26 protein-coding genes are annotated in these 26998 nt (G+C 71.8%); 18 read left to right on the plus strand and 8 right to left on the minus strand.

Translation table 11 applies throughout. From position 1 onward, the window contains the following. The 7 genes from ABZT17_RS16855 to ABZT17_RS16885 all read left to right on the plus strand — a co-directional run. A partial coding sequence (locus ABZT17_RS16855; RefSeq protein WP_356349293.1) for an alpha-glucosidase C-terminal domain-containing protein occupies positions 1–475 on the plus strand: 475 nt, incomplete at its 5' end. Beyond that, positions 472–2190: a maltose alpha-D-glucosyltransferase gene (treS, locus tag ABZT17_RS16860; protein WP_356349296.1), complete on the plus strand. Its 1719-nt coding sequence runs from the start codon at positions 472–474 to the stop codon at positions 2188–2190. The genes ABZT17_RS16855 and treS, both read left to right, overlap by 4 nt. A gap of 28 nt (positions 2191–2218) precedes the next feature. After that, positions 2219–3541: a maltokinase gene (locus tag ABZT17_RS16865; protein ID WP_356349299.1), complete on the plus strand. Its 1323-nt coding sequence runs from the start codon at positions 2219–2221 to the stop codon at positions 3539–3541. 4 nt (positions 3542–3545) lie between these two features. Further along, complete coding sequence (gene glgB / locus ABZT17_RS16870) at positions 3546–5750, plus strand: 1,4-alpha-glucan branching enzyme (protein WP_356349301.1); 2205 nt, start codon at positions 3546–3548, stop codon at positions 5748–5750. A gap of 59 nt (positions 5751–5809) precedes the next feature. After that, a complete protein-coding gene (locus ABZT17_RS16875; RefSeq protein ID WP_356349303.1) occupies positions 5810–6898 on the plus strand; it encodes a glutamate--cysteine ligase in 1089 nt (362 codons plus the stop codon). A gap of 142 nt (positions 6899–7040) precedes the next feature. Then, positions 7041–8948, plus strand: coding sequence for an AMP-dependent synthetase/ligase (locus ABZT17_RS16880; protein ID WP_356349306.1), 1908 nt, complete (start codon positions 7041–7043; stop codon positions 8946–8948). Positions 8949–9079: 131 nt separating this feature from the next. After that, positions 9080–9511, plus strand: coding sequence for an ATP-binding protein (locus ABZT17_RS16885; protein ID WP_356349308.1), 432 nt, complete (start codon positions 9080–9082; stop codon positions 9509–9511). A gap of 5 nt (positions 9512–9516) precedes the next feature. Here ABZT17_RS16885 and ABZT17_RS16890 read toward each other — a convergent pair whose 3' ends face one another. Next, positions 9517–9951 carry an ATP-binding protein gene (locus ABZT17_RS16890; protein ID WP_356349310.1) on the minus strand — a complete coding sequence of 145 codons (435 nt, stop codon included), beginning with the start codon at positions 9949–9951 and terminating at the stop codon, positions 9517–9519. 211 nt (positions 9952–10162) lie between these two features. Between ABZT17_RS16890 and ABZT17_RS16895 the strand changes: the two genes are divergently transcribed. Then, complete coding sequence (locus tag ABZT17_RS16895) at positions 10163–10534, plus strand: anti-sigma factor antagonist (RefSeq protein WP_356349313.1); 372 nt, start codon at positions 10163–10165, stop codon at positions 10532–10534. 82 nt (positions 10535–10616) lie between these two features. Here the strand turns inward: ABZT17_RS16895 and ABZT17_RS16900 are convergent, their stop codons facing one another. Beyond that, entirely contained in the window at positions 10617–11090 is a 474-nt protein-coding gene (locus ABZT17_RS16900; RefSeq protein ID WP_356349490.1) for a MarR family transcriptional regulator, read from the minus strand. Positions 11091–11147: 57 nt separating this feature from the next. On the opposite strand from ABZT17_RS16900, the gene ABZT17_RS16905 reads away from it, so the two are divergent. The 8 genes from ABZT17_RS16905 (at position 11148) to ABZT17_RS16940 (ending at position 20896) form a co-directional block, all read left to right on the plus strand. Continuing rightward, the gene (locus ABZT17_RS16905; protein ID WP_356349316.1) at positions 11148–12335 is read left to right on the plus strand and encodes a PP2C family protein-serine/threonine phosphatase; all 1188 of its coding nucleotides are present in this window, start codon (positions 11148–11150) and stop codon (positions 12333–12335) included. Between the two features lie 135 nt (positions 12336–12470). Continuing rightward, on the plus strand, positions 12471–13370 hold the full coding sequence (locus ABZT17_RS16910; protein ID WP_356349318.1) for an STAS domain-containing protein: 900 nt from the start codon (positions 12471–12473) through the stop codon (positions 13368–13370). Then, positions 13367–13786: an STAS domain-containing protein gene (locus ABZT17_RS16915; RefSeq protein WP_356349321.1), complete on the plus strand. Its 420-nt coding sequence runs from the start codon at positions 13367–13369 to the stop codon at positions 13784–13786. Before ABZT17_RS16910 ends, ABZT17_RS16915 begins: the two co-directional genes overlap by 4 nt. Beyond that, a complete protein-coding gene (locus ABZT17_RS16920) occupies positions 13786–14226 on the plus strand; it encodes an anti-sigma regulatory factor (RefSeq protein WP_356349324.1) in 441 nt (146 codons plus the stop codon). The genes ABZT17_RS16915 and ABZT17_RS16920 overlap by 1 nt, the downstream gene beginning before the upstream one ends. Continuing rightward, positions 14226–15281, plus strand: coding sequence for an ATP-binding SpoIIE family protein phosphatase (locus tag ABZT17_RS16925; protein WP_356349326.1), 1056 nt, complete (start codon positions 14226–14228; stop codon positions 15279–15281). Before ABZT17_RS16920 ends, ABZT17_RS16925 begins: the two co-directional genes overlap by 1 nt. After that, a complete protein-coding gene (locus ABZT17_RS16930; RefSeq protein ID WP_356349329.1) occupies positions 15278–16978 on the plus strand; it encodes a SpoIIE family protein phosphatase in 1701 nt (566 codons plus the stop codon). Before ABZT17_RS16925 ends, ABZT17_RS16930 begins: the two co-directional genes overlap by 4 nt. Positions 16979–17196: 218 nt before the next feature. Continuing rightward, complete coding sequence (locus ABZT17_RS16935) at positions 17197–18573, plus strand: NAD(P)/FAD-dependent oxidoreductase (protein WP_356349331.1); 1377 nt, start codon at positions 17197–17199, stop codon at positions 18571–18573. Positions 18574–18652: 79 nt separating this feature from the next. Beyond that, positions 18653–20896: an FUSC family protein gene (locus ABZT17_RS16940; RefSeq protein WP_356349333.1), complete on the plus strand. Its 2244-nt coding sequence runs from the start codon at positions 18653–18655 to the stop codon at positions 20894–20896. A 40-nt stretch (positions 20897–20936) separates the two neighbouring features. Here the strand turns inward: ABZT17_RS16940 and ABZT17_RS16945 are convergent, their stop codons facing one another. From ABZT17_RS16945 to ABZT17_RS16970, 6 genes are all read right to left on the minus strand, one after another. Further along, positions 20937–21368, minus strand: a complete 432-nt coding sequence (locus ABZT17_RS16945; protein ID WP_356349336.1) for a hypothetical protein — start codon at positions 21366–21368, stop codon at positions 20937–20939. A gap of 28 nt (positions 21369–21396) precedes the next feature. Further along, positions 21397–22236, minus strand: coding sequence for a DUF1206 domain-containing protein (locus ABZT17_RS16950; RefSeq protein WP_356349338.1), 840 nt, complete (start codon positions 22234–22236; stop codon positions 21397–21399). Positions 22237–22292: 56 nt separating this feature from the next. Further along, positions 22293–23138, minus strand: coding sequence for an ANTAR domain-containing protein (locus tag ABZT17_RS16955; RefSeq protein ID WP_356349341.1), 846 nt, complete (start codon positions 23136–23138; stop codon positions 22293–22295). A gap of 95 nt (positions 23139–23233) precedes the next feature. Further along, positions 23234–23476 carry a DUF5133 domain-containing protein gene (locus ABZT17_RS16960; protein WP_356349492.1) on the minus strand — a complete coding sequence of 81 codons (243 nt, stop codon included), beginning with the start codon at positions 23474–23476 and terminating at the stop codon, positions 23234–23236. Between the two features lie 32 nt (positions 23477–23508). Further along, positions 23509–24369 (minus strand): SigB/SigF/SigG family RNA polymerase sigma factor, encoded by an 861-nt coding sequence (locus ABZT17_RS16965; protein ID WP_356349343.1) that lies wholly within the window; start codon positions 24367–24369, stop codon positions 23509–23511. Between the two features lie 176 nt (positions 24370–24545). Beyond that, positions 24546–24989 carry an ATP-binding protein gene (locus ABZT17_RS16970; RefSeq protein WP_356349345.1) on the minus strand — a complete coding sequence of 148 codons (444 nt, stop codon included), beginning with the start codon at positions 24987–24989 and terminating at the stop codon, positions 24546–24548. A gap of 201 nt (positions 24990–25190) precedes the next feature. Between ABZT17_RS16970 and ABZT17_RS16975 the strand changes: the two genes are divergently transcribed. After that, complete coding sequence (locus ABZT17_RS16975; protein ID WP_356349347.1) at positions 25191–25412, plus strand: 3-deoxy-D-manno-octulosonic acid transferase; 222 nt, start codon at positions 25191–25193, stop codon at positions 25410–25412. Positions 25413–25476: 64 nt separating this feature from the next. Then, positions 25477–26964, plus strand: coding sequence for an aminotransferase class I/II-fold pyridoxal phosphate-dependent enzyme (locus tag ABZT17_RS16980; protein WP_356349350.1), 1488 nt, complete (start codon positions 25477–25479; stop codon positions 26962–26964). The last annotated feature ends 34 nt before the right edge of the window (positions 26965–26998 follow it).

The raw sequence follows: 26998 nt of genomic DNA on the forward strand, positions 1-26998 counted from the left end.
GAACACCCCCCTGCGCGAAGGCAGCGAGGAATACCTCGACTCCGAGAAGTACCAGCTCAAACCCCGCGACTGGGACACCGCCGAACGCCAGGGCCGCACCATCACCCCCCTCATCACCCGACTCAACGCCGTCCGGCGCGCCAGTCCCGCCCTCCAACAGCTGCGCGACCTGCACTTCCACCACGCGGACAAGGACGCGGTGATCGCGTATTCGAAACGGAGCGGTTCGAACACGGTTCTGGTGGTCGCCAACCTCGACCCTCACCACACCCAGGAGGCCACGGTCTCGTTGGACATGCCGCAACTCGGCCTGGACTGGCACGAGTCGGTGCCGGTGCGCGACGAGCTCACCGGTGAGACCTATCACTGGGGCAGGAACAATTACGTACGTCTCGAACCGGGCACTCGTCCGGCGCACGTATTGACCGTCCTGCGACCGTCCACCCCGCAGATCGGAGGGTCACCCACAACATGATCGTCAACGAACCCGTTCAGGACACCTTCGAGGACACGCCCGCCAAGGACCGTGACCCGGATTGGTTCAAGCGCGCGGTCTTCTACGAGGTCCTCGTCCGCTCCTTCCAGGACAGCAACGGCGACGGAGTCGGCGACCTCAAGGGCATCACGGCCAAGCTGGACTATCTGCAGTGGCTCGGCGTCGACTGCCTCTGGCTGCCGCCGTTCTTCAAGTCACCGCTCAGGGACGGCGGCTACGACGTCTCCGACTACACCGCGGTCCTCCCGGAGTTCGGCGACCTCGCGGACTTCGTGGAGTTCGTGGACGCCGCCCACCAGCGCGGGATGCGCGTCATCATCGACTTCGTCATGAACCACACCAGCGACCAGCACCCGTGGTTCCAGGAGTCCCGGAAGAACCCCGACGGGCCCTACGGCGACTACTACATGTGGGCCGACGACGACAAACAGTATCCGGACGCCCGGATCATCTTCGTCGACACCGAGGCCTCCAACTGGACCTTCGACCCGGTCAGGGGACAGTACTTCTTCCACCGCTTCTTCTCGCACCAGCCCGACCTGAACTACGAGAACCCGGCGGTGCAGGAGGAGATCCTGGCCGCCCTGCGCTTCTGGCTGGACCTGGGCATCGACGGCTTCCGCCTCGACGCCGTGCCCTACCTCTACGCCGAGGAGGGCACCAACTGCGAGAATCTGCCCGCCACCCACGCCTTCCTCCGGCGGGTCCGCCTCGACATCGACGCCCACTACCCCGACACGGTCCTGCTGGCCGAGGCCAACCAGTGGCCCGAGGACGTCGTCGACTACTTCGGCGACTACCAGTCCGGCGGCGACGAGTGCCACATGGCCTTCCACTTCCCCGTCATGCCGCGCATCTTCATGGCGGTGCGAAGGGAATCGCGCTATCCCGTCTCGGAAATCCTCGCCAAGACCCCGGCGATCCCGTCGAACTGCCAGTGGGGCATCTTCCTGCGCAACCACGACGAGCTGACCCTCGAGATGGTCACCGACGAGGAACGCGACTACATGTGGGCCGAATACGCGAAGGACCCGCGGATGCGCGCCAACATCGGCATCCGCCGCCGGCTCGCCCCCCTGCTCGACAACGACCGCAACCAGATCGAGCTGTTCACCGCCCTGCTGCTGTCGCTGCCCGGCTCGCCGATCCTCTACTACGGCGACGAGATCGGCATGGGCGACAACATCTGGCTCGGCGACCGCGACGCCGTACGCACCCCCATGCAGTGGACCCCCGACCGCAACGCGGGCTTCTCGTCCTGCGATCCGGGCCGTCTCTTCCTGCCGACGATCATGGACCCCGTCCACGGCTACCAGGTGACCAACGTCGAGGCGTCCATGGCCTCCCCGTCCTCCCTGCTGCACTGGACCCGCCGGATGATCGAGATCCGCAAGCAGAACCCCGCCTTCGGGCTCGGCTCCTTCACGGAGCTCCAGTCCTCCAACCCGGCGGTCCTGGCCTTCCTGCGGGAGCACGGAGACGATCTCGTGCTGTGCGTCAACAACTTCTCCCGGTTCGCCCAGCCGACCGAGCTCGACCTGCGCGCGTACGACGGGAGGCATCCGGTGGAGCTGATCGGCGGGGTGCGTTTCCCGGCCATCGGTGAGCTGCCGTATCTGCTGACGCTGGCCGGTCACGGCTTCTACTGGTTCCGGCTCACCCGAGTCGCATCCCGCATCGGCCGACGATCTTGAGCGTATGCCGAGGAAAGGACGCGTCACCATGGCGAAGACCGCATTTCTGAGCCCGAGACCCGAGGTCGTCACCGATCCCATGGCCTCGCTGGCCGGGCTGCTGCGGGAGTGGCTGCCGCGGCAGCGCTGGTTCGCGGGCAAGGACCGGCCCGTCACGGAACTCGGCCTGCTCTCCCTGACCGAGCTGTTCCCGGGCTGTCTGCATCTGCTCGTGCAGGCCGGACACGACTGCTACCAGCTGCTGCTCGGCGTGCGCCGGCATCTGTCGCCCCGTCACGGACGGGCCCTGATCGGCAGGGCGGAGACCGGCCCGCTGGCCGGTCTGACGGTGTACGACGCGCTCCAGGAGCCCAGGACCGCGCAGTTGCTGCTGGAGCGGCTGCGGCAGCCCGGCATGTCGGGTCCGCTGCGATTCGAGGCCGACCCGGGGACGAAGGTGCCCGCCGGCCTGGTGCCGCGGGTGCTGGAGGCCGAGCAGTCCAACTCCTCGCTGGTGTACGGCGAGGAGTTCATCCTCAAGGTCTTCCGACGCATCCAGCCCGGGGTCAACCCGGACCTGGAGGTGCCCGGCGCGCTGGCCGGGCAGGGCTGCCGGCGGGTGCCCGCGCCGGTGGCGTGGTTCCGGACGACGTATCCCCACGAGGCGACCCTCGGAGTGCTGCAGCCGTTTCTGCGCGACGCCTCCGACGGCTGGACGCTGGCGCTGCAGGCGCTCGCCTCGGGTGACGACTTCACCGCGCAGGCCCGTGAGCTGGGGCGGGCCACCGCCGAGGTGCATCTCGCGCTGGGTGCCGCCTTCCCGACCGGGGCCCATGACGAGGGCGGCCGGACGGCGGTGGCGATGGCCGACCGGCTCGACGCCGCCGCGCACGCCGTGCCGGCACTGCGGCCGTACGTGCCCGGGCTGCGTACCGCCTTCGGCGCCCTGGTCGCCTGCGACCCCGGGCCGCCCGCCCAGCGCATCCACGGCGACCTGCACCTGGGGCAGGTGCTGCGGGCGGGCCGGGACTGGTTCGTGATCGACTTCGAGGGCGAGCCGTCCCGTCCGCTGGCCGAGCGCCGGGCCGCCCAGTCCCCGGTGCGCGACATCGCCGGCATGCTGCGCTCCTTCGACTACGCGGCCCGGCAGCGCCGCCCCTGGCGCCCGGAGTGGGCGCGCCGCTGCCGGGAGGCCTACTGCGCGGGCTACGCCGAGCGGGCCGGCTGGGATCCGCGCAAGAAGCACGGGCTGCTGCGCGCCCACGAGACCGACCGAGCCGTGTACGAGGTGCTGTACGAGGCCCGGCACCGCCCCGACTGGCTCCCCGTACCGATGGCGGCGATCGAGCGTCTCGCCGTGAGAGGAGGCTGACCCCGTGGCCCTGCGTGACACATCACTGCCCGAGGCATCCGGCCCGGCGCCCACCGGGGCGGCCCCCGCCCTGGACCCGGGCGACCGCGAACGCCTGCTGTCCGGCCGCCATCACGACCCGCACGCCCTGCTCGGCGCCCACCCGGTGCCGGGCGGGATCGCCTTCCGCGCCCTGCGGCCGTACGCCCGGACGGTCGCCGTCGTCATCGAAGGCGAGCGGCACCGGCTGACCTCGGAGGGCGACGGCCTCTTCTCCGGGGTGCTGCCGCTGACCGGCATCCCCGCGTACACCCTGGCGGTGCGGTACGCCGACGGTGAGCACGAGTCGGCGGACCCGTACCGCTTTCTGCCCGCCCTCGGCGAGCTCGACCTCCACCTCATCCGCGAGGGCCGGCACGAGCAGCTGTGGAAGGCGCTCGGCGCCGAGCCGATGACGCACGAGGGCGTCACCGGCACCCGCTTCACCGTGTGGGCGCCGAACGCCCAAGGGGTGCGCGTCACCGGGGAGTTCACCTGCTGGGACGGCACGGCGCTGCCCATGCGCTCGCTGGGCGCGTCCGGTGTGTGGGAGCTGTTCGTGCCCGGTATCGGCGAGGACGCGCGCTACAAGTTCGAGATCACCTCCCGCTACGGCGGCCGTTTCCTCAAGGCCGACCCCATGGCCCGCCACGCGGAGGTCCCGCCGGACACGGCGTCGATCGTGCACGCCTCGCACTACGCATGGGACGACGCCGACTGGATGGCGCACAGGGGTGACATCCCGGTGCACGAGGCGCCCTTCTCGGTCTACGAGGTCCATCTCCCGTCCTGGCGCCCAGGGCTGACGTACCGTCAACTCGCCGACGAACTGCCCGCCTACGTCGGCGGCCTGGGCTTCACCCACGTCGAGTTCATGCCGGTCGCCCACCACCCCTTCTCCGGCTCCTGGGGCTACCAGGTCACCGGCTTCTACGCGCCGACCTCACGGCTGGGGACGCCGGACGACTTCAAGTACCTGGTGGACGCGCTGCACCGGGCCGGTATCGGGGTGATCGTGGACTGGGTGCCCGCGCACTTCCCCAAGGACGACTGGGCGCTCGCCCGGTTCGACGGGGATCCCCTGTACGAGCCGGGAGACTCGCGGCGGGCCGAGCATCCGGACTGGGGGACCTACGAGTTCGACTTCGGGCGGACCGAGGTGCGCAACTTCCTGGTGGCGAACGCCGTCTACTGGTGCGAGGAGTTCCACATCGACGGGCTGCGGGTCGATGCCGTCGCCTCCATGCTCTATCTCGACTACTCGCGGGACTCCGGCCAGTGGACCCCGAATGTGCACGGCGGGCGCGAGGACCTGGACGCGATGGCGTTCCTGCAGGAGATGAACGCGACCGTGTACCGGCGGGCGCCGGGTGTGGTGACGATCGCCGAGGAGTCGACGGCGTGGGACGGGGTGACCCGCCCCACCGACAGCGGTGGTCTGGGCTTCGGCCTGAAGTGGAACATGGGCTGGATGCACGACTCCCTCGGCTACATGGCCCATGAGCCGGTGCACCGCAAGTACCACCACAACGAGATGACCTTCTCGATGGTGTACGCCTACAGCGAGAACTACATCCTGCCCATCTCCCACGACGAAGTCGTCCACGGCAAGCAGGCGCTGGTGTCGAAGATGCCCGGCGACTGGTGGCAGCGGCGTGCCAACCATCGCGCGTATCTGGGCTTCATGTGGGCCCACCCCGGCAAGCAACTCCTCTTCATGGGGCAGGAGTTCGCCCAGGGCGGCGAGTGGTCGGAGCCGCACGGCCCGGACTGGTGGCTGCTCGATCCGGCGTACGGGGCACAGGCCGACCACCGCGGGGTCAGGGACCTGGTCCGCGACCTCAACGCGGTCTATCTCCGTACGCCCGCGCTGTGGCAGCGGGACACCGATCCCGGGGGCTTCAGCTGGGTGATCGGCGACGCGGCGGAGGACAACGTCTTCGCGTTCCTGCGCTTCGCCGCCGACGGCTCGCCCCTGCTCGCGGTCTCCCACCTCTCCCCCGTCGTCCGCCACGACTACCGCCTCGGCGTCCCGGACGACATCCCGGCCTGGCGGGAGATCCTCAACACCGACGCCGCGTGCTACGGCGGCGGCGACGTCACCAACGCCGACGACCTCAAACCCGAGGAAGGGACGATCACCCTCACCCTGCCCCCTCTCGCGACGGTGTGGCTGACCCCGTTGCACTGACCGAACGTGTGGGTACCCGGTGACGTCGTATCCACAGCGATGTCCCGGAGGCAGCCCACGTGCGCACTGTCGGAGTGGAGGAGGAACTCCTCCTGGTGGACCCGGAGACCGGCGACCCGAAGGCGCTGTCCGCCGCCCTCCTCGCCCGGGCGCAGCAGTGCGACCAGGACCGGGGTGTGTTCGAGAAGGAGCTGTACGGCCAGATGCTGGAGTTCGCCACGCATCCCCAGGTCGACATGGCGGACCTGAACGAGGAGATCGTCCGCTGCCGCCGGGAGGCCGCCCGGCACGCGGCTGAGATCGGGTGCGCGGTGGCCGCGCTCGCCTCCTCGCCCCTGCCGGTCAGACCGTCGGTCACGAGGGGCAGCCGCTACCAGTGGATGGCGGAGCAGTACGGCATCGCCGCGCGGGAGCAGCTGGTGCTGGGCTGCCATGTCCATGTGTCCGTCGAGTCCGACGAGGAGGGCGTCGCGGTCCTCGACCGGATCCGCCCGTGGCTGTCGGTGCTGGCGGCCCTCAGCGTCAACTCCCCTTTCTGGCAGGGCAAGGACACCTGCTACGACAGCTACCGCAGCCGGGTGTGGCCGCGCTGGCCGTCGGCCGGTCCGTCCGAGGTGTTCGGTTCGGCCGAGCGTTATCACCGGCGGGTGGCGGACATGGTGGCGAGCGGGGTGATCCTGGACGAGGGGATGGTGTACTTCGACGCGCGGTTGTCCCGGCGGTATCCGACGGTGGAGATCCGGGTGGCGGACGTGTGCCTGCACGCGAGGACGGCGGTGCTCATCGCCCTGCTGGCCCGGGGGCTGGTGGAGACCGCGGCGCGGGAGTGGCGGGCGGGCCGCGCACCCATCGACCACAGTGTGAGCCTGCTCCGGCTGGCCTCCTGGCAGGCCGCGCGCTCCGGGCTGACGAGGGAGCTGCTGCACCCGGCGACGATGCGGCGGCTGCCGGCCGAGAACGTGGTGGCGGGGCTGTTGCAGCACGTCGAGGAGGCCCTCGCGGAGAGCGGCGACCTGGAGCGGGCCCGCGCGGGCTGTGCGGCGCTGCTGGAGGGCGGTACGGGAGCGCGGGTGCAGCGCGAGCTGCTGGAGCGGACGGGAAGCCTGCGGGAGGTGGTCGTCGCGTGCGTGCGTCATACGCAGGAGTAGGGATGCTCCACCCCGAGATCATCACAGCTCCGCAACTTCACACGTTCCGGTCACCATCCGAACCCACCTGGGTTAGATTCGAGCACCGTCGACAACAGAACCCGTCGGCACGGTCACCCTCCGTACAGCTCAGGAGCAGCGCATGCGCGATGTCGCCCTCGCTCCCCGCACCGTCGCGCCCCTGACCGGCGGGCTGGCCGACAGCCTCTTCGACATGGCGGCCCTCGAACCCACCCTTCCGCTGCTGGCCCGCCGTCCCGACCCCGCCTCCACCACATGGGAGGAGGTGACCGCCGTCGAGGTGCGGGACGAGGTGATGGACCTGGCCAAGGGCCTGGTCGCGTCGGGGATCTCGCCCGGCCACCGCGTGGCGATCATGGCGCGCACCCGCTACGAGTGGACCGTGCTCAGCTACGCGCTGTGGGCGCTGGGCGCCGAGGTCGTCCCCATCTACCCGACCTCCGCGCGCGACCAGGTCGAGTGGATCCTCCGGGACGCCGGCTGTGTGGCCGTCGTGGTGGAGGACGAGCAGGCCGTGATGACGGTCGGCTCGGTGTGCGGTGCGCTGCCGCTGCTGCGCCACGTCTGGCAGCTGGACGCGGGAGCCATGTCCCAGCTGGTGGAGCGGGGCGCCTTCATCCCGCTGGCCACGGTCGAGTCGCTGCGCCGGATCGTGCTGCCGGACTCCACCGCGGCCATCACCTACACCTCCGGGTCCACGGGCCGCGCGCTGGGCTGCGCGCTCAGCCACCGCAACCTGGCGAGCCCCTGCGACACCCTGCTGGAGGGCTGGGGCCACACGGTGGTCCCGCCGGGCGGGCGGCAGGCGTCCGTCCTCGCCTTCCTGCCCTTCTCCCATGTCTACGGCCTACTGGTGCAGAGCCTGTGCATCCGCGGCGGCATGCTGATGGCCCATGAGCCGGACATGACCGAGGAGGCGCTCTCGGCGTCCCTGCGGTCGTTCCGCCCCACCTATCTCTGCGCGGTTCCCTCGCTGCTGGAGAAGATCTACAAGAACTTCCTGCGCGCCGCCCAGGAGACGGGCCGAGGCGCGCTGTTCGAGCGGGCCGCGGACACCGCGCGGGACTTCGCGGCGGCCCTGGAACGGCAGCGGCTGGGCGGCGGCTCGGGCCCCGGCTTCGACCTGCGGCTGCAGCACGCGCTGTTCGAGCGCACGGTGTACCGCAAGCTGCGGGCGGCGCTCGGCGGCCGGGTGGTCCGCGCGACATCGGGCGGCTCGCCCCTCAGCCGGGAGCTCTCCCTCTTCTACGAGGGCATCGGGATCTACGTCAACGACGGCTACGGCCTCACCGAGGCCGCCGGCGGGGTCACCGCGCAGCCGCTGGGGCGGGAGATGTCGGGCACGGTCGGGCAGGCGCTCCCGGGCAACGACATCATCGTGGCCGACGACGGAGAGATCCTGGTCCGCGGGCCCTCGGTGTTCCAGGGCTACATCAACGCCGAGGCGGCGACCCGCACCGTCCTGCGCGGCGGCTGGCTGGCCACCGGGGACATCGGGCAGCTGGACTCCGAGGGCTATCTCACGATCACCGGCCGCAAGAAGGACATCATCGTCACCACCAGCGGAAAGAACGTCGCGCCGGCCGCCCTGGAGCAGCGGCTGCGGATGCATCCGCTGATCCACCAGGCGGTCGTCGTCGGCGACAACCGGCCCTGTGTGGGGGCCCTGATCACACTGGACCCGCAGTTCCTGGCGTACTGGCGCGGCTCCCTGTCGCTGCAGAGCGACGTGCCGAGCCGGGAGGCCCGGGAGGAGAACGCGCTGCGCGAGGAGATCGGCCGGGCCGTCGCGGCGGCCAACAGCGCCGTGTCGCGCTCGGAGTCGATCCGGGTCTTCCGGGTGCTGCCGGAGCAGTTCGACCAGGCCAACGGCCTGCTGACGCCGTCCATGAAGCTGCGCAGGGACGCGATCGTGCGGCACTACGCCTTCGAGATCGACGCGATGTACCAGGCCCGCTCGCGCGCCCCGCGGCAGATGGTGCCGGACGAGCTGTCCGGCTGGGACGAGGCGGACAACGTCTTCCGCTGAGCAGGGGTGTCGCCGCGGGCCGGTGCGGACCGACCGCTCCTGGAATGCGTAGGCGTCGCCGACCCGGGAACCAAGAAACGGCAGGGGCGAGTGAGCCGGGCCGACCGGCCGGGCCGGAGCGAGAAGGTGAGATGGCAGCCGAACGCCGTGGACAGGGAGGTCCGCTCTCCGGGGACGTCCCACAACGGGTCGGGCGTTATGCGGGCGAGCTGCATGACGTGACGGACGCGCGCCTCGACGCGGAGGGTTTCCTGGAGGACCTCGCCCGGGTGACGCCACCGGCCGCCCGGGAGCACTGGGACGACATCCTCCTGGTCGTCGCGGAGCTCACCGCCAACGTGGTCCAGTACGCACCGGGCCCCTTCGAGGTCCGGCTGCGCAGAACCTTCGACGGCGTACACGTCGTCGTCCACGACACGAGCACCACCCCGCCGGCGCCGCGTCCCTTCGACCGCGGCGGGGGCGGCGGGGTCGGCTGGCATCTGATCCATACCCTGTGCAGTCAGGTCAGCGTCGTCATCCAGGCGGACGGGAAGGACATCCACGTCTTTCTCCCCTGGTGAGGGCGTCACCCGGAGGCGTGCAGCGGTACCAGCACACGAATGGTCTTGCCGCCCTCGCGGTGCCGGTCGATCACGATCTCACGCGTCAGACGGACGACGAGCGGCCAGCCGTAGCCGTGCGCGTGGTGCCCCACGGGGAGGGCCGCGGCGCGGCGCGCGACATCGGGGACGGCGTCACTGCTGTCGCGCACGGCGACACGGACACCGTCCGGTGCGAGGGCGACCTCGAAGGCTCCCAGCCCGCCGCCGTGCCGGATGGCGTTGGTGACGAGTTCGGAGACGACCAGCAGCAGGTCGATCACGTCCTCCTCGCGTGCCGTCCGCGCGCCCGAGTCCCACTGTTCCCGGACCACCGACCGCGTGTACGCCCGCGCCTGGGCCGCGGTCGTCACCTGGGGCGCGACCCGTGTCCCACCGGGCATCCGGCCCACACCGCTCACCGCTCCACTCCAAACAGCCTTCCGATGTTCCGCGTCGCTCCGTGTGGAGCCCGGGCCGGGGCTCCACACCAGCAGTTACCCGGCTCTCCCGCTCGCATTCGCCACCGGCGTCGGCTCACCCGGCTGGGGACATGCGGTGCATGACATGCGTGTTCAGGGGTAATCGCGCATCCGCGGTGAACGCCGCGACCCGTTGTTGTTGGAGGTAGATGTGTCTGTTGCCCAGAACCCCTTGTCCGTCGAAGTCAGCCTGCCTCGCGAGGATGTGGCCCTGATCACGGTGCAGGGCTTTTTGGACGTCGACACCGCGACCGAGTTCCAGCACCATCTGGCCAACCAGCTGCATCACGGCCGCCGGCACTTCCTGCTCGACCTCTCGGACGTGCCGTTCATGGACTCGTCCGGCATGAACATCATTCTCCGCGTCTACCAGGAGGCCCGTGATCTGCCCGGCAGTGTGCACATCATCTCCCCCACGCCCGCCGTGCGCCGGATTCTGGATCTCACCGGAGTCAGCATCACCGTGCCGGTTTCGGAGAGCGCCGACGAGGCACTCGCCCTGGTCGGAGAGGCACAGGCCTGATAACAGTTGCCGTTTGACAACTGTCGGGGGGAGGCAACAGAGTGAGCGCACTCGCGCGGGAAGGGCTGGGCATGGAGCGGCGTCAGGCGGAACGAGCGGTGGACTCGCCCTCCTCGTGTATCTGTGCCGCGGCGGCGGCACAGAACGCCTCCAGCCCCCTGAGCAGTGCGGTCCGCCCGGCGGGCGGCATCTGCTCGAGGACGGACTCGAGGGCGCTCTCCCGACGGGCGCGCAGGTCGGTCAGGAAGGCCCGGCCGCGCCGGCTCAGGTACAGCTCCAGTTCCCGCCGGCTGGTGACGGCGGGCCTGCGCTCCACGAATCCGACGGCCTGCAGCCGGTCGCACAGGCGGCTGGTCGACGGGGGCGTGGAGCCCAGCGCGTCGGCGAGCGTGCGCAGGTTGATCCCTTCGTTGTGTTCCAGGACGAAGAGCACGCGCAGCTGCGAGGCGGAGACCGGCGCTGTCGAGGCCCGGCCCCACAGGACCTCCAGCAGCTCGGCCGCCTCGGAGGTCACGCGCGCCACTTCCGAGGGCTGCGGGCGCGGGTCGGGCGAGATCGTCACCCGCACACCTTCTCAGGCATCCCCACCGCTGTCAGCCTCGTACGGAACGACATGACCGAAGACGTGAAGAGACTTGTGGCCGCCGGGCGCGCACTGCGCTCCGCGGCTCCCTACCAGTTGCCGGCCGTCGTCCGCGACGTGCTGTGCGGCCGATACGGCGCCCAGAGCGCGGAGTTCCTCCTGGTCGACTACGGGCTGACCGTGCTGCAGCCCGTCTCCACCAGGCCCGCCCCTCCGGAGCATGTGCTGCCCGTGCACGGCAGCGCGGCCGGGCGTGCCTTCGGGGCGCAGCAGCCCTTCGTCACACAGGACGGGGACGGCCGGGTGTGCGTCCATCTACCGGTCACCGTACGCGGGGACCGGCTCGGCGTGCTCTCCGTCACCTTCCCGCCGGGCGCCCGGCTCGACACCGAGGTGGAGGAACTCGCCGAGGTGGCCCGGCTCCTGGGGCACGAGGTGGTGGTGGCCGAACGCGACACCGACGTGTACCAGTGGGCCCGGCGCCGGGACCGGCTGACCCTCGCCGCAGAGATGCAGTGGCAGCTGCTCCCGGCCCGGTCCTGCTCCGGGCCGCAGTACGCCCTCGGCGCCCAGCTGGAGCCCGCGTACGCCATCTTCGGCGACAACTTCGACTGGTCGGCTTCGGCCGACCGACTGCTGTTGTACGTGACCAACGGCATGGGAGAGGGCATCGAGGCGTCCCTGCTCACCAGCCTGGGGATCAACGCGTTGCGCAACGCCCGGCGGGCCGGCGTCCCCATCGACGACCAGGCCGCTCTCGCCGACCAGGCCCTGTACGCCCGCTACCGGGGCGAGGCGTATCTGTCCGTGCTGCTCGTCGACCTCGAACTGTCCTCCGGGACGGTGCGGGTCGTCGACGCGGGATCGCCGCGGATGCTGCTGCTGCGGGAGGGCGCCGTCACCCGCCTCGATCCCGACGCCCAGCTTCCCCTCGGCATGTTCGAGGAGACCCACTACGCGGCGCAGGAGTTCCGGCTGGAGCCGGGCGACCGTCTTCTGTTCGTCAGCGACGGCGTCCACTCGGTCGTGGCGCCGGGCGGTGAGGAGTACGGGGAGCGGGCCCTCGCCCGGGCGATCATGGCGACCCGGCTGCTGCCGGCCGCCGACGTGCCCGCCGCGGTGCTGCGGGAGCTCGGCAGCCATCGCGGGCGGCCGGAGGGGGACGACGACGCACTGGTCGTCTGTCTCGACTGGTTCGGCAGGGAGCCGGCCGTCTAGGCGGACCGAACCCCGGGCGTCTGTAACGGCTCAGCCTCATTACAGTTGTCGTCCGGCAATGATGGGCGCGGCCCGTGACCGGGCGAAGGCCACGGGGCGAACGCCACAGGGACGACTCGGATGAGGAGAGCGCAGGTGCCGGAACACGAAGCGGCAGTACGACAGGGATCGTCGGCTCGGCAGGTCGGGGACTTCCTGTACCGCCATCGCGAGCGGATCGCACAGCGGTGGGCCGACGAGCCCTTGTTCCGCAGCGTGTTCACCGTCTCGCGGGACGAGGCCGTGGAGGCCGCCCGGACGGTCGTCGAGGCGCTGGTCCAGGTCGCCGAGTCGGACCGGGTGCACGACACGGAGGCCCCCGGGTTCACCGCGGTGCGCGAGCAGTTGGGCCGGATGACCAGCGCGCGCGCACGCGCCGGGATCACCATGGCGCAGGTGTCGGCCGAGGTGGACGCCCTGCGCCCGCCGATCGCGGACCTGCTCGTCGAGGAGTTCCCGGACGGTTCGCCCCAGGAGGTGCGGGAGCGCGCGACCGCCCTGACGGTGCTGATGGGGACCCTGCGGCTGGTTGTGCTGGACACGGCGCTGTCCGAGGGTCAGGCCCTCATCGAGCGACAGCAGCTCCAGCTCATCGAGGTGGCGACCCCCGTGATCAAGCTCTGGGACGGCATCGTGGCCGTCCCTCTGATCGGGACGCTCGACAGCGCGCGCAGCCAGGTGGTCATGGAGACGCTGCTGGAGGCCATCGTCGAGCAGCACGCCCGCTTCGCCATCCTGGACATCACCGGGGTGCCGACGGTGGACTCACTGGTGGCCCAGCATCTGATGAAGACCGTGGCGGCCGCCCGGCTGATGGGCGCCGAGTGCGTGGTGTCGGGCATCCGCCCCGCGATCGCCCAGACCATCGTCCACCTCGGCCTGGACCTCGGCACGGTGGTGACCCGCGCGAGCCTGGCGGACGCGCTCGCCTACGCACTGCACGAGCTCGGTGTCGCCGTCGTCGGGCCGGCGTCCGGTGGTGTGGGCACGCGATGACGAACGGATTCCAGCACGGCCTCACGGGCCATGTGCCGGTGCTGCGCCTCGGAGAGGTCCTGCTGGTCACGCTCCAGGGCGACCTTCAGGACAGCACGGCGCAGCAGCTGCAGCAGGACCTCGCCGAGCGCGTCGCGAGCAGCGGGGTGACCGGGGTGGTGATCGACATCTCCGGGGTGGAGATCGTCGACTCGTTCCTGGGCCGGGTACTGGCGGAGATCGCCGCCGGGGCCTCACTGCTGGCGGCCCGGACCGTGGTGGCCGGGATGCGCCCGGCGGTGGCGATCACGCTGGTGGAGCTCGGCCTGACCCTGCCGGGTCTGCGTACCGCCCTCACCACCGAGTCGGCCGTGGAGCTGCTGGCGAGTCACGGTCCGGTCGCCGGCCACGGCGGAGCGCCCCAGGAGCATCCTTGATGCCGTCGTCCGCAGCTGTCGAGGCGAGCCTGCCGATCCGTTCGGAGATGGATCTGGCGTGGGTGCGCGGTCATGTGCGCCAGGCCGCCGGGCTGCTCGGCTTCGGCCTGGTGGCGCAGACCAAGCTGGTCACCGCGGCGAGCGAGCTGGCCCGCAACACGCTGGTGCACGGCGGGGGCGGCCGGATGGACGCGGCCGAGGTGACCCGCGGGCCGGTTCGCGGCCTCCGGCTGGTCTTCAGCGACGAGGGACCGGGCATCGCGGACATCGAGCGGGCGCTCGGCGACGGCTACACCTCGGGCGGCGGTCTGGGCATGGGTCTGGGCGGTGCCCGTCGTCTGGTGCACGAGTTCACCATCGACAGCACTCCGGGATCGGGCACGACGGTCACGGTCGTGTGCTGGGCATCGGCCGCGCCCGCCGCCTACGGAGGACGCTGATGGCCCGCGTCTGGGACGTGCCCGTCCAGGACTCGACCCGGGTGCGCGACGCCCGGGTCGCCGTGGAGCACGCCGCGCGGCTGACCGAGTTCGACGAGGCACGGACGGCGTCCGCCGCGCTGGTGGCGACGGAACTGGCCACGAACCTGCTCAAGCACGGCCGGGGCGGAAGGCTGCTCATCGAGGTGGTGCCCGAGCCGGAGGCGGCGGACGGCGGCGAGCCGGCCCGCCTGGTGCAGATCGCGGCGATCGACCACGGGCCCGGCATCCCCGATGTGGCGGCCGCCCTCGGCGACGGCTTCACGACCACGAGCTCCCTGGGCGCCGGTCTCGGTACCTGCCGGCGCGTCGCCGACAGCTTCGCGCTGCACAGCACCCCGGGCCGGGGCACCGTGGCGCTGGCCCGGATCGGTGCCGGAGCACGGGCAGCCGTGCCGGCGGTGTGCGGATTACGGGCCGGCGGGATCAGCCTCCCCTTCGGCGGGGCCGAGTACTCGGGCGACGCCTGGGCGTGGGTCCGGGACGGGGACCGGGTGACGCTGCTGCTGGCCGACGGCCTGGGGCACGGGCGGCAGGCCGCGCATGCCTCGACGGCGGCGGTGGAGGCGCTGCGCCGGTCCGCGCATCTCCCCCCGGCCGAGGCCCTGGGTCGCCTGGACACCGCCCTGCGGGGCACCCGGGGCGCGGCCGTCGCCGTGGCCCAGGTCGACACCGGTACCGGCACCTTCCGCTTCGCCGGCCTGGGCAACGCGGGAGCGTGGCTGTGGGAGGGGGACGCCTGGCACTGCCTGCTGTCGCGTCCCGGCATCGTGGGTGTCCACCGGCCCAGGACCCTGCGCGAGGACGTGCGGGCCTGGGGCTCCGACCGGGTGCTGCTCCTGCACAGCGACGGCCTCCCCAGCCGTACCAGGCCGACGTCCGCACCGGATCTGCTCACGGCCGACCCGGCCGTCCTCGCGGCGGTCACCCTGCGCGACAGCGGCAGTGCCGCCCGCCCCGCCCGTGACGACACCACCGTGGCCGTCCTGGCCCCCGTACCGCGAGAGGGCCGATGAGGCGCACCTGGCAGATCGACACCGTCACCGACGCAGCCCTGGCGCGCATCGCCACCGCCCGCGTGGCGTCGGCGTACGCCGTGCCGTCGGTCGGACGCACCCGTCTGGCCACGGCGCTCAGCGCCCAGCTCCGGCAGTGCCTGGCCAAGGGCGGCTCGTGGCGGCTCACGCTGCACGTCAGCGAGCCGCCCGCCGAACTGGCGCGGCTACGGCTCACGTTGACCGCCTCCGATCCCGCCGCGCATCCCCCGTGGCGCACGACCGTCCCCTGCGCGCGGACGCCCATCGCCGAGATCGGGCCGGTGGAGGACTCCCCTGCGGCCCTGGCCGAGTCCCTGCTGGGCGCCGACGAGGACACGGCCCTGCTGCTGGAGCGGCTGTCCGAGCAGGAGCGGCTGGTCGCGTTCCACCGGGACGAACTGCACCAGACCAACCAGGGCGTGCTCGCCCTGCACGCGGAGCTGGACGCCGCCGGTCAGGCCCAGCAGGAGGCGTTCGGCGCCGAGCGCAGGGCCCGCGAGGAGGCGGAGAGCGCCCGCCGGCGCCTCACCTTCCTGGCCGACGCGAGCGCCGCCCTGACCTCCTCGCTCGACCACGACGAGGTGGTGCGCCGGCTTCCGGAGCTCCTCGTCCCGGAGTACGCCCGCAGCGTCGACGTCTGGCTGTTCGACGGTGACGACGACCGGCGTACCGCGGCGCCGCACCCGGCCGCGGCCGTGGTCGCGGCCCGCACCGGACGCCCCCAGTACGCCGCCCGCGAGCCCGGCGGCCTGCCCGGGGTCGACCACCAGCCGCCGTCCGCACTGGATCCCGAAAGCCCCCTGCTGTGTGTCCCGTTGCCCACCCGCCGGGCTCCCCTGGGGGTGCTGACCCTGGCACCGCCCGGCGACGGCTGGGACCCGGACGACGTGGTCATGCTCATCGAGTTCGCCCGGCGGGCCAGCGTGGCGATCGACAACGCCCGGCGCTTCGAGCACAACCGCGACATCGCCGAGACGCTCCAGCGGGCCCTGCTCACCGACCTGCCCGCCGGGCCGGGCCTCAGCCTGGCCGCCCGCTATCTGCCGGCGACGCACGGACTGAACATCGGCGGTGACTGGTACGACGCCTTCCGCCAGCCCGACGGGTCCCTGATCGCCGTGGTCGGCGACGTCACCGGGCACGGGCTGCACGCGGCCGTCATGATGAGCCAACTGCGCACCGCGCTGCGGGCGTACGCCGTGGACGGCGGCAGTCCGGGCACACTGCTGACCCGGCTGCACACGTTCCTGCACCATCTCCAGCCCGACCTCTACGCCACCGCCGTCATCGCCCGGTTCCGGCCCGGTCAGCCCTCACTGACCTGGGCCGCCGCGGGCCACCCCCCGCCCCTGCTGCGCACTCCCGACGGGCGGGTGCACACGCTGGACGCGAAGCCCGGCGCCATGCTGGGCATCCCGCTGTCCCAGGAGATCGACGACCACACCGTGCCCCTGCCGCCGGGCTCCACCCTGGCCCTCTACACGGACGGTCTGGTGGAACGCCGGGCCCAGGGCATAGATCCGGGCATAGCGCGCCTCGCGGACGCGCTGGGGTCCTTCGGCCCCGCGGACCTGGCGGACCTGGACGGTTCGGCCGACCGCGTGCTGGACCCGATGCTGAGCGACTCCGAACGCGACGACGACGTCTGTCTGCTGCTGTGCCATGTCACGGGGTAGCCGTCCACGGCGTGCCGGGGCCCTGTGATCCAAAAGGTTGTCTCCGGCCCGGTGCGTTTCGGCGGTGGGGCGGGCAAGGTTGTCCTCGACGCGTTCGTCTGCCTGCCGCGTCCAGCTGGCGGAACGGCTGGGGCCGCGGTGGGATCGATGTGGTGCGAGCAGCGATCCAGGGCATGCGAAGGGCGTTGGATGCAGACCGCCTGGAGCCGCAGAAAGGGATGAACGACGTGACACGACCCAGGATCCTGGTGGTCGGCGCGGGTTTCGCCGGCGTGGAGTGCGTGCGCCGGCTGGAGCGGAAACTCGGGCCCGACGAAGCCGACGTCACACTGGTGACGCCTTTCTCCTACCAGCTGTATCTGCCGCTGCTGCCCCAGGTCGCCTCCGGTGTGCTGACGCCCCAGTCGATCGCCGTCTCGCTGCGCCGCAGCAGGAAGTACCGCACCCGGATCATTCCCGGCGGCGCGATCGGCGTCGACCTCAAGGCCAAGGTGTGCGTCATCCGCACCATCACCGACCAGATCGTCAACGAGCCCTACGACTACATCGTGCTGGCCCCCGGAAGCGTGACCCGCACCTTCGACATCCCGGGGCTGACCGAGCACGCCTTCGGCATGAAGACCCTCGCCGAGGCCGCCTACATCCGCGACCACGTCATCTCCCAGCTCGACCTGGCCGACGCCAGCCAGGACCCGGCGGAGCGCGAGTCGAGGCTGCAGTTCGTGGTCGTCGGCGGCGGATACGCCGGCACGGAGACCGCCGCCTGTCTGCAGAAACTCACCCACGCCGCGGTCAAGCGCTACCCGCGCATCGACCCGAAGCTGATCAAGTGGCATCTCATCGACATCGCGCCGAAGTTGATGCCCGAGCTGGGCGACAAGCTGGGCCGCAGCGCCCAGCAGATCCTGGCCCGCCGGGGCATCGAGGTCTCGCTGGGCGTCTCCATCGAGAAGGCGGGCCCCGAGGAGGTCACCTTCACCGACGGCCGGGTGGTGCCGACCCGCACCCTGATCTGGACCGCCGGTGTGGTCGCGAGCCCGCTGATCGCGACGCTCGGCGCGGAGACGGTCCGAGGCCGGCTCGCGGTCACCGCCGAGATGAACCTGCCCGGCCACGACGGCGTGTTCGCGCTGGGCGACTCCGCCGCGGTGCCCGACAAGGCCAAGGACGACGACGCCGCGGTCTGCCCGCCCACGGCCCAGCACGCGATGCGCCAGGGCAAGCACATCGCCGACAACGTCATCGCGACCCTGCGGGGCAAGCCCCTGACGCCGTATGTGCACAAGGACCTCGGCCTCGTCGTGGACCTCGGCGGCAAGGACGCGGTGTCCAAGCCGCTCGGCATCGAACTGCACGGCCTGCCCGCCCAGTTCGCCGCCCGCGGCTATCACTGGATGGCGCTGCGCACCAACGTGGCCAAGGTCCGTGTCGCCACCAACTGGACGCTGAACGCGATCGCCGGCGACGACTTCGTGCGCACCGGCTTCCAGGCCCGCAAGGCCGCCAAACTGAAGGACTTCGAGTACACCGACGCCTACCTGACACCGGAACAGGTGCGGGAGCGGATCGAGGGACAGGGCGGCCAGGGGGCATGAGCCGGGCCCAGGCGCACCGGCCGTCTCGTGTCATGCTGAGATCCGGATCATGACGTGAAGCGGGAGTGAGTACGGCGGCGTGAGGGCAGTGGGTGGGTCGGTCCGGGCGAGGCTGCGCGATCTCGTCGCGGCCTCCGACCCGGGGCTGCTGCGACTGGCGGCGGGCCTGCGGACCGTCGGCGCCATCGCCCTCACGCTGGTCGTGCTCGTCCTGCTGGGGGCCGATGTGCCCCATCTGGTGGGCGGGGCGATCGCGGCGATGGTGGCCACGTTCGCCATCCGGGAGAAGCAACGGGCGCGGCAGGCCCGCACGCTCGCGCTGGGCCTGCCGGTGGCGCTGGCCTCGCTGACCCTGGCGGCGGTGCTGCACTCCCGGGTGGTGGCCGGTGACGTCTTCTTCGTCGCCCTGATCTTCTGCGCGGTCTACGCCCGCCGGTTCGGCGACCGCGGTACCGCGCTGGGGCTCATGGGCTTCCAGATCTACTTCATGTCCCTGTTCGTCGGCGCCACCGCCTCGACCCTGCCGCAGCTGTACGGGGTGGTCGCGGTGGCCTTCGCGAGCAGCGCCCTGGTGCGGTTCGTCCTCGTGCCGGAGACGCCCGCGGGCATCCTGGAGCGGCTGCGCGACGCCTTCCGGGCCCGGCTCGCCCAGCTGGTGTCGGCGCAGCTGGAGCTGCTCGACGCCGGTCCCGAGGAGATCGACAGGGCGCTGGTCGCCGTACGCGACGGGACCGCGCGGCTGCACGAGACGGCCATGATGATCCAGGGCCGGCTGGAGGACGGCACCGACGACGAGGCCGTGGCGCGGCTGGTGCAGCGGCGGATCGCGGACGCCGAGATCGCCGCGGAGCGGCTGGGGCTGCTGCTGCTGACGGCGCGCAGCGCCGAGCGGGCCGACACCCTGACCCTGCATCTGCCGGGCGCGCCCGTCCCGGAGGGCGGTCTGCTGCCGGTGCGGGAGGAGGCGACCGCCGTCCTGCGCCGCGATCTGGAGGCGCTGCGTCTGCTGGTCCTGCGGCCCGTCTCCGCGGGGACGGGCACCGGTCTGGCCCAGGTGCGCAACCGGCTGCTGGGCTACCGGGACGAGGAGAACCTGCCGAAGGCCTCCCCCGCCGTCCAGGACGTCTTCCGGGGCATCGGCGAGGCGGCGAGGGCCGTGCTCGGGCTCAGGATCGCGCTGGGCGGACCGCGGGACGAGTCGGACGACACCCCGTCGACGGCGCGCTCCCGGGAGGAGCTGGACGCCGAGGACGCCGCCATCGACGCGGGCGGGACGGAGGCCCAGGACCGGCCCAAGGGGTGGGAGCGACCGACCACGCGGGCGGCCGTGCAGGTCGCGGTGGGGTCGTCGCTGGCGATCGTCGGCGGCGAGTTCCTCTCCAGTCAGCGCTGGTACTGGGCGGTGCTGACCTGCTGGATCGTCTTCCTCAACACGGCTTCGACGGGCGAGATCCTGGTCAAGGGCTACCGGCGGCTGCTGGGCACCGTCCTCGGCGTCGTGGCCGGGCTGCTGCTCGCCGGGCTGGTCGGCCGTCACACCTGGACGGCGTTCGCGCTGGTGCTGCTGTGCGTGTTCGCGATGTTCTACACGGCGCCGCTGTCGTACACGCTGATGTCGTTCTTCGTCACGGCGGCCCTCGGCGTCCTGTACACGCTGCTGCACACCTACAGCCTGTCGGTGCTGGTGCTGCGGGTGGAGGAGACGGCGCTGGGCGCGGCCTGCGGGATCATCGCGGCGGCACTCGTGCTGCCGGTGCACACGGACCGCCGTACGAACGATCTCCTCGTCACCACGCTGGAGCGGCTCGCCGAGGTCACCGGGGCCGCGATCGACCAGCTCAGCGGCGGACCGCCGGACGAGCTGCTGGACCGGGCGCGCGACCTGGACCAGGCGCTGGCCGATCTGCGGGCCGCGACCCAGCCGCTCACGCATCCGGTCTCACCGCTGCGAACCCGGCGCGACACGGCCCGCTATGTCGTGGCGCTCCTGGAGACGTGCGCCTACCACTCCCGTTCGCTGGCCGCGATGGCCGAGCTGCTGCCCACCCATCCGTCCATCGCGGCCGATCCGCGGCTGCGCCGGGCCGGGCAGCGCATCCTGGGCAACATCCGTGCCGTCAGCGCCCGGGTCGCCGACGAGCGGGCCGCCGTCGCGATCGAGACGGGCCCGAGCATCGCCTCCCTGCTGGAGTCCGAGCTGCCCGGCGGCTCACGGTACGGGCGGATCACCGACCGGGTGCTCAGGCATCTCCAGCGGCTCGACGAGGCCGTGGTGGGACTGGGCCGGCCGCTGAAGGTGCCGGTGGCCGCGCCCGAGCGGTGAGTGCCCCGGAAGTCGGCGGGCCTGCGGAAGCCGGAGGCCCTCAGAAGTCCGTGGGCAGCCCGCTCGCCTCCGCGATGCCGCGCAACTCCTCGTTCTGGCGGTGCCGCTCCCGGATGTAGTCGGCGATCTCGCCGAGCCGCGCCGGATCGGAGGCGGTGTCCGCGTCGGTGACCACGCGGATCGGGCCGGTCTCCTCCAGCTGGATCTCGATGACCTCGTTGTCCAGCCTGCCGGTGACGGCCGCGGCGATGACCAGGGCGGCCTCGTCGCGGATCTCCTGGGGCAGTCCGTCGGTGCCCTCGCCGTCGAGTGCGAAGTCCAGCGCCGGCAGCCGCTCCTCCTCGATCGCCTGCAGGACGGGCTCCACGACGTCGAGCAGGAGCCGGTAGTCGTCCGTGTCCATCCGGGTGCGCAGGATTCCGAGGTACATGTCGACGGGCCGGTGCTCGGGTGGGAACTCGGATTCGTTCATCCCGTCCGTGTGCCCAGCCTCGCCCGGGTCAGACCCGCCGCCACCGGGCGAGTGCGAAGGAGAACACACCGAACAGCACCAGACCGGCGGCGACGCAGGCCAGCAGCCATGGGCCGAGCGGGGTGTGGGCGAAGGAACGCAGGGTGTCGTCGAGCCCCTTGGCCCGGTCCGGCCGGTAGTCGACGGCGGCACGCACCGCGAAGCATCCCGCGGCGGCGAACACCAGTCCGCGCGCCGCCCCGCCCGCCACGCCCGTGACGTCCACGAGCCGGATCGCCCAGCGGGACATCCGGCCGAGCTTGAGATCACGGCGGTAGTCCCGGCGCACGGCCCGTGCGCCCACCCACAGGCCGGCCATCACGACCCCCGCGCCGGCCGCGCCCACCAGCCACTGTCCGGCCGGCAGGTCGAGCGCCCGGGCGGTGACGTCGCGGGACTGCCGGTCGCTGGAGCCGCCGCTCCCCCCGTGCGGGCCGGCCGCGAACGCCAGCACCGAGTAGGCGACGAAGGCGTAGAAGACACAGCGGACGAGAGCGAGCAGCCGCTTCCGCACGCTGCGGCCGTCCTTCCCGACCGAGCCGAAGACGGCCTCCGAAAGGCGCCACAGCGCCATGCCGACGAGGCCCAGGCCCAGGGCCCACAGCAGAACGGCACCGAAGGGCTGCCGGGCCAGTTCGGCGACGGCGCCGCCCCGGTCCGCCTGCTGGTTCGTGTCGCCGAAGGCGACCTGCAGGGCCAGCGCCCCGACCAGCAGATAGATCGTGCCTCGCGCGGCGAGCCCGGCACGGGCGGCGCCCTCGGTCACGGATCCCCGCGCCGCCCGCTCGGCGTCCATGCGAGTGGTATGTGACATAGCACTGGAATTCATCCGGCCCTCCCGTCGTCCGATTGCCCCGCCCCGGCCCCCGCACACCCGCCCGGCGCTCAGGACCTCCGCATCCGTGTGCCCCACCCGTCGCGGCCGAGGGCGTGCACATGTTCCAGGGCGTCCAGGACGACGGTGCCCTCGTGCCAGGCGAGCCAGCGGCCGCTCTCGGCGCCCAGCACGTCCAGGGCCTTGAGCTGGGCGCGGGACAGCTCGTCCAGGCGGTGTGCGACATGCGCCGACACCATGCCGACGCACAGACCCGAAGTGGTCGTCAGCGGAACGCTGTGCACGCCCCGGCAGCCCGCGGCGAGGATCGCCGCCCGGGCCGGTTCGTCGAACACCGGGTCGCTCTCCACGTCCCGGACGGTGACCTGGGCGATGTCACGCGCGGCCTTGGCGCAGGCGGTGCCGTCGTCACCGACGTACGCGAAGAAGTCGACGAACTCCTCGGTGAGACCGGTGTGCTTCTCGATGTACAGGCCGCCGTCGACCCGGTCGGCCACCTGGACATTGCCCATGTCGGCGCCGACGACGGCGAGGGTCCGGGTCAGGACCGCGCTCAGGACCGCGCCGCGGTTGCCGGCGTCCGGCCGGTGCTGCGGCACGAAGCCGAGCGCGGGTTCGGGCTCCCGGACTCGCTGCGGGAACCACAGCTCGTCCGTCCCGGGCCGCGGGGCGGCGACCAGGACGCGCGCGAGCGTCCGCAGTTTGACGTTGTGGCGCTGCGAGGCCCGCTGCAGCAGCGCGAACGCGCTGTCCGCGTCGGAGAGCCGGTAGCGCTCCTGCAGGATGCCCTGCGCCTGGGCGATCAGCGGACGGGTGCGGGCACGGACGCGCAGTCCGCGCACCTCGGCGCGCAGCCGCTCCACCTCGTCGTGCTCCGCGGGCTCGTCCGCTGTCATGGTCTGTCTCGGTCCTTCCGTTCCGGTCGTCCTCACGCAGCCGTGCCCGGTGCGCCGGAGTGCGCATTCGGGCACGGCCGTGGCTCGCGTTCCGTTCAGTCGGCGACGGGGGTGGCGGTCGGCCGGAAGTGGTGGTCCGCCGACCCCGCCGCCAGCAGGCGGTGGGCCGCCTCCAGGGCCCGTCTGACGTCGCGTGTCCCGGTGGTCACGCACAGGGTGTAGGCCAGGTCCTGCGCCCGTGGTCCCGCCCAGCCCCGGCCGGTCTCGGCCTCCTCGGCCAGCAGAGCCTCGTACTCGTCCACGAGTTTGCGCAGAACGGCTGGATGAGGGATCAGCATCATTCGCTCACTCCTTGTCGAATCCGGACCGCTCAGGCGACGGTGGGCCGCCGCCGGCCGTCCCGTCGGTTCTGCTGATCCATGGCCTCGGCACGCACGCGGGCGCAGCTGCGGCTGATGAGGCGGGAGACGTGCATCTGCGAGATGCCGAGCTGGTCGGCGATCCGGCTCTGCGTCATGTCCTCGAAGAAGCGCATGTAGAGGATGGCCCGTTCACGCTCGGGCAGCCGGCGCAGACCTTCCTTGGCGGACTCGCGGTCGATGACGACGTCGTACGAGGAGTCCGAGGCGCCCAGGGTGTCCGCGAGGCTGTAGCCGTCCTCGTCGCCGGAGAGTTCGGCGTCCAGGGAGAGGGTGCTGAAGCTCTCCAGTGCCTCCAGTCCTGCGCTGATCTCGTCCTCGGTGAGCCCGGTGTGGGCGGCGAGGTCGGCGACGGTGGGTTCGGGGCTGCCCGGGGTCTGGGTGAGCTCTCGGCGGGCCACCCGGACCTTGTTGCGCAGCTCCTGGACGCGGCGGGGCACCCTGAGGGCCCACATCCGGTCCCGGAAGTGGCGCTTGACCTCGCCGGTGATGGTGGGCACGGCGTAGCTTTCGAAGGCGCCGCGCTCCGGGTCGAAGCGGTCGATGGCCTTGACCAGTCCGAGGGCCGCGACCTGGCGCAGGTCCTCGACGGACTCACCGCGGTCGCGGAACCGGCCGGCGATGCGGTGGGCCATGGGCAGCCAGGCGGTGACGAGTTCGTCGCGGATGGCGTCCCGCTCGGGGCCGTCCTCCAGGGCTGCCAGACGGACGAAGAGGTCCGCCGTGTCGGGTGCGTCGTCGTGCCGCCGCGCGGAGGACGCGGTCGGCCGGGTCTGCGTGCCGGGACGGCTGGTCGACGTGTCGATGAGCATGCGGATTCGCTCCTGAACGAGGGGGGTCTCAGGGACTTACCGCGGGACGGGCGCCGCCCGGACCGGTCGAGGGGCCCGGGGCGGTCGTTCCGCTCCCGCTGGCGCGCCTCCGGTCCGAAGCACGAAATTCCGCCTGCCCTGCGCTTACGACCGCAAACAGCAGACGCGAGAAATTTTCACGGCAGCTCCACCACGGCGGTGATGCGCTTGCCGCCGGCGGGCAGCTCGGACACCCGCACATCGCGTGCCAGGCGGCAGACGATGGGCCACCCGTGTCCGCCCACCCGGTACCGGCCGCGCGGGTCGACCGGCGGCCTCACCATCGGCACCTCGTCGCTGCGGTCGCTCACCGAGACGCACAGACAGGGGCCGGCGACGTCGACGTGGAAGTCCGTGACCCCGCCGCCGTGCAGGATGGCGTTGCTCGTGAGTTCGGAGGCCACCAGCAGGGCGTCGCCGAGGGCGTCGGGATCGCATGTCGTGTGAGTGACCCGGCAGCGCTCTCGCACCACTCGCTCCACGGCGCGGCGCGCCTCGGCCGGCTTGCACAGACGGGTCGACGCGGGGCTCTCCGCGCGCGTCGGCTCATCAACGGTTTCGGTCGTGTGCTGCTCGCACATCGCCTGGCTCCCTGTCGGCTGAGAGTACTGGCTCCTGATCGGGGTGGTGCGCAGCCGGGCCCGGCCGCCCACGGGTAGCGCACCGGGCGGGTACCGCGGGTCTCCTCTGTTTCGGCTCACCGGCATCGGTCCCGCCAAACCTTCCTGGCCGGGTCCGTGGTCACCTGTCATTTCGACGGGCGGAGGGGGTACCCGGTCGTCATGGCCGATGTCGTGGACTCAGACGAACTGCTGCGCCGTCTCCAGCGCGCCCGCGCATGCGCACAGCAGGAGGAGCGCGCCTGGCGGGCGCGGCGCGACGAACTCGGGGCGGAGCGGTCGGATCCAGCGCGGGACGCCGTGGTGCGGACGCTGGCGTACGAGACCGTGGTCCGGGTGCTGGACGAGATCCTGACCCCCGGCAAGCACGGCGGCCGGGACTGACCGGGCGTTCGGTTGCCGCCGTACGGGCCGATTGGCGGTGCCGGTCGGCGGGAACCCGGAGCGCATGTCGAACGATCACAGCCGTGCACCCGTTCTGGAAGCCCTGACCGACTACCACCAGAAGGAGCGGTTGTCGTTCACCCCGCCCGGGCACAAACAGGCCCGGGGCGCCGATCCCGCCGTGCGCGAGGTGCTCGGTGACGCGGTCTTCCTCGGTGATGTGCTGGCGTCGGGCGGGCTGGACGACCGGCTCACCCGGGGGCAGGTGCTGGAGCGGGCCGAGGAGCTGATGGCCGATGTCGTGCACGCCGATCACACCTTCTTCACCACGTGCGGGAGTTCGCTGTCCGTCAAGGCGGCGATGCTGGCGGTCGCGGGACCGCACGAGAAGCTGCTGATCGGCCGGGACGCCCACAAGTCGGTGGTCTCCGGGCTGGTCCTGTCCGGTATCGAGCCGGTGTGGGTGGAGCCCCGGTGGGACGCCGAGCGGCGCCTTGCGCACCCGCCGTCGGCGGAGAGCTTCGAGAAGGCCTTCGACATCCATCCCGACGCCAAGGGCGCCCTGGTCACCAGCCCGACACCGTACGGCGCCGCCGCGGACCTGCGGGCGATCGCGGAGGTCTGTCACCGCCGTTCGCTGCCGCTGATCGTGGACGAGGCCTGGGGAGCGCATCTGCCCTTCCATCCGGACCTGCCGTCCTGGGCGATGGACGCGGGCGCCGACATCTGCGTGACCAGCATCCACAAGATGGGCAGCGGTCTTGAGCAGGGTTCGGTCTTCCATCTGCAGGGTGATCTGGTGCCGCCACAGGTGCTGAAGATGCGCTCCGACCTGCTCGGCACGACCAGCCCCTCGGTCCTCCTGTACGCGGGGCTCGACGGCTGGCGCCGGCAGATGGCGCTGCGCGGCGAGGAGCTGATGGGCGGTGCGCTGGGTCTGGCGGCCGAAGTGCGGGCGGCCGTCGAGGAGATCGACGGCATGCATGTCAACGACCGGTCCGACTTCTGCGGACCGGGGCTGGCCGACGACTTCGACCCGCTGCCCTGCGTCATCGATGTGACGGGTCTCGGGGTCACGGGCTTCCAGGCCTCCGACTGGCTGCGCGAGCACCGGAAGCTGGACATGCATCTGAGCGACCACCGCAGGATCGGCGCCCAGATCACCCACGCCGACGACCAGGACACGGCGGACCAGTTGCTCGCCGCGCTCAAGGACCTGGCGCGGGCCGCGCCCGAACTGCCGCGCGCCCCGCGCGTGGAGGTGCCGGAACCCGGCGAACTGCGGCTCGCGCAGGCCATGTTGCCCAGGGACGCCTTCTTCGGACGCACCAAGGACGTGCCCCTGTCCGATGCCGCGGGCCGGGTCACGGCGGAGATGATCACGCCGTATCCGCCGGGGATCCCCGCGATCCTGCCGGGCGAACGGCTGACCGAACCCGTGCTCCGCTATCTGCGCACGGGGCTTGAGGCGGGCATGAACCTGCCGGACCCGAGCGATCCGGAGCTGGAGACGATCAGGGTCGTGGCGGCGGGCGAGGAGTCCGTGAAGTGAAACCGGTCACGTGACCCGATTCCGGCTACGCGAA

The organism is Streptomyces sp. NPDC005648 (genome assembly GCF_040605395.1).
GTDB lineage: Bacteria > Actinomycetota > Actinomycetes > Streptomycetales > Streptomycetaceae > Streptomyces.

Excerpts from the sequence above, each read along its gene's own strand:
- treS (WP_356349296.1), top strand. The coding sequence starts at position 472 with ATGATCGTCAACGAACCCGTTCAGGACACCTTCGAGGACACGCCCGCC.
- ABZT17_RS16865 (WP_356349299.1), top strand. The coding sequence starts at position 2,219 with ATGGCGAAGACCGCATTTCTGAGCCCGAGACCCGAGGTCGTCACCGAT.
- ABZT17_RS16880 (WP_356349306.1), top strand. The coding sequence starts at position 7,041 with ATGCGCGATGTCGCCCTCGCTCCCCGCACCGTCGCGCCCCTGACCGGC.
- ABZT17_RS16885 (WP_356349308.1), top strand. The coding sequence starts at position 9,080 with ATGGCAGCCGAACGCCGTGGACAGGGAGGTCCGCTCTCCGGGGACGTC.
- ABZT17_RS16905 (WP_356349316.1), top strand. The coding sequence starts at position 11,148 with ATGACCGAAGACGTGAAGAGACTTGTGGCCGCCGGGCGCGCACTGCGC.
- ABZT17_RS16915 (WP_356349321.1), top strand. The coding sequence starts at position 13,367 with ATGACGAACGGATTCCAGCACGGCCTCACGGGCCATGTGCCGGTGCTG.
- ABZT17_RS16920 (WP_356349324.1), top strand. The coding sequence starts at position 13,786 with ATGCCGTCGTCCGCAGCTGTCGAGGCGAGCCTGCCGATCCGTTCGGAG.
- ABZT17_RS16925 (WP_356349326.1), top strand. The coding sequence starts at position 14,226 with ATGGCCCGCGTCTGGGACGTGCCCGTCCAGGACTCGACCCGGGTGCGC.
- ABZT17_RS16930 (WP_356349329.1), top strand. The coding sequence starts at position 15,278 with ATGAGGCGCACCTGGCAGATCGACACCGTCACCGACGCAGCCCTGGCG.
- ABZT17_RS16935 (WP_356349331.1), top strand. The coding sequence starts at position 17,197 with ATGAACGACGTGACACGACCCAGGATCCTGGTGGTCGGCGCGGGTTTC.
- ABZT17_RS16945 (WP_356349336.1), bottom strand. The coding sequence starts at position 21,368 with ATGAACGAATCCGAGTTCCCACCCGAGCACCGGCCCGTCGACATGTAC.
- ABZT17_RS16950 (WP_356349338.1), bottom strand. The coding sequence starts at position 22,236 with ATGAATTCCAGTGCTATGTCACATACCACTCGCATGGACGCCGAGCGG.
- ABZT17_RS16955 (WP_356349341.1), bottom strand. The coding sequence starts at position 23,138 with ATGACAGCGGACGAGCCCGCGGAGCACGACGAGGTGGAGCGGCTGCGC.
- ABZT17_RS16960 (WP_356349492.1), bottom strand. The coding sequence starts at position 23,476 with ATGCTGATCCCTCATCCAGCCGTTCTGCGCAAACTCGTGGACGAGTAC.
- ABZT17_RS16965 (WP_356349343.1), bottom strand. The coding sequence starts at position 24,369 with ATGCTCATCGACACGTCGACCAGCCGTCCCGGCACGCAGACCCGGCCG.
- ABZT17_RS16970 (WP_356349345.1), bottom strand. The coding sequence starts at position 24,989 with ATGTGCGAGCAGCACACGACCGAAACCGTTGATGAGCCGACGCGCGCG.
- ABZT17_RS16975 (WP_356349347.1), top strand. The coding sequence starts at position 25,191 with ATGGCCGATGTCGTGGACTCAGACGAACTGCTGCGCCGTCTCCAGCGC.
- ABZT17_RS16980 (WP_356349350.1), top strand. The coding sequence starts at position 25,477 with ATGTCGAACGATCACAGCCGTGCACCCGTTCTGGAAGCCCTGACCGAC.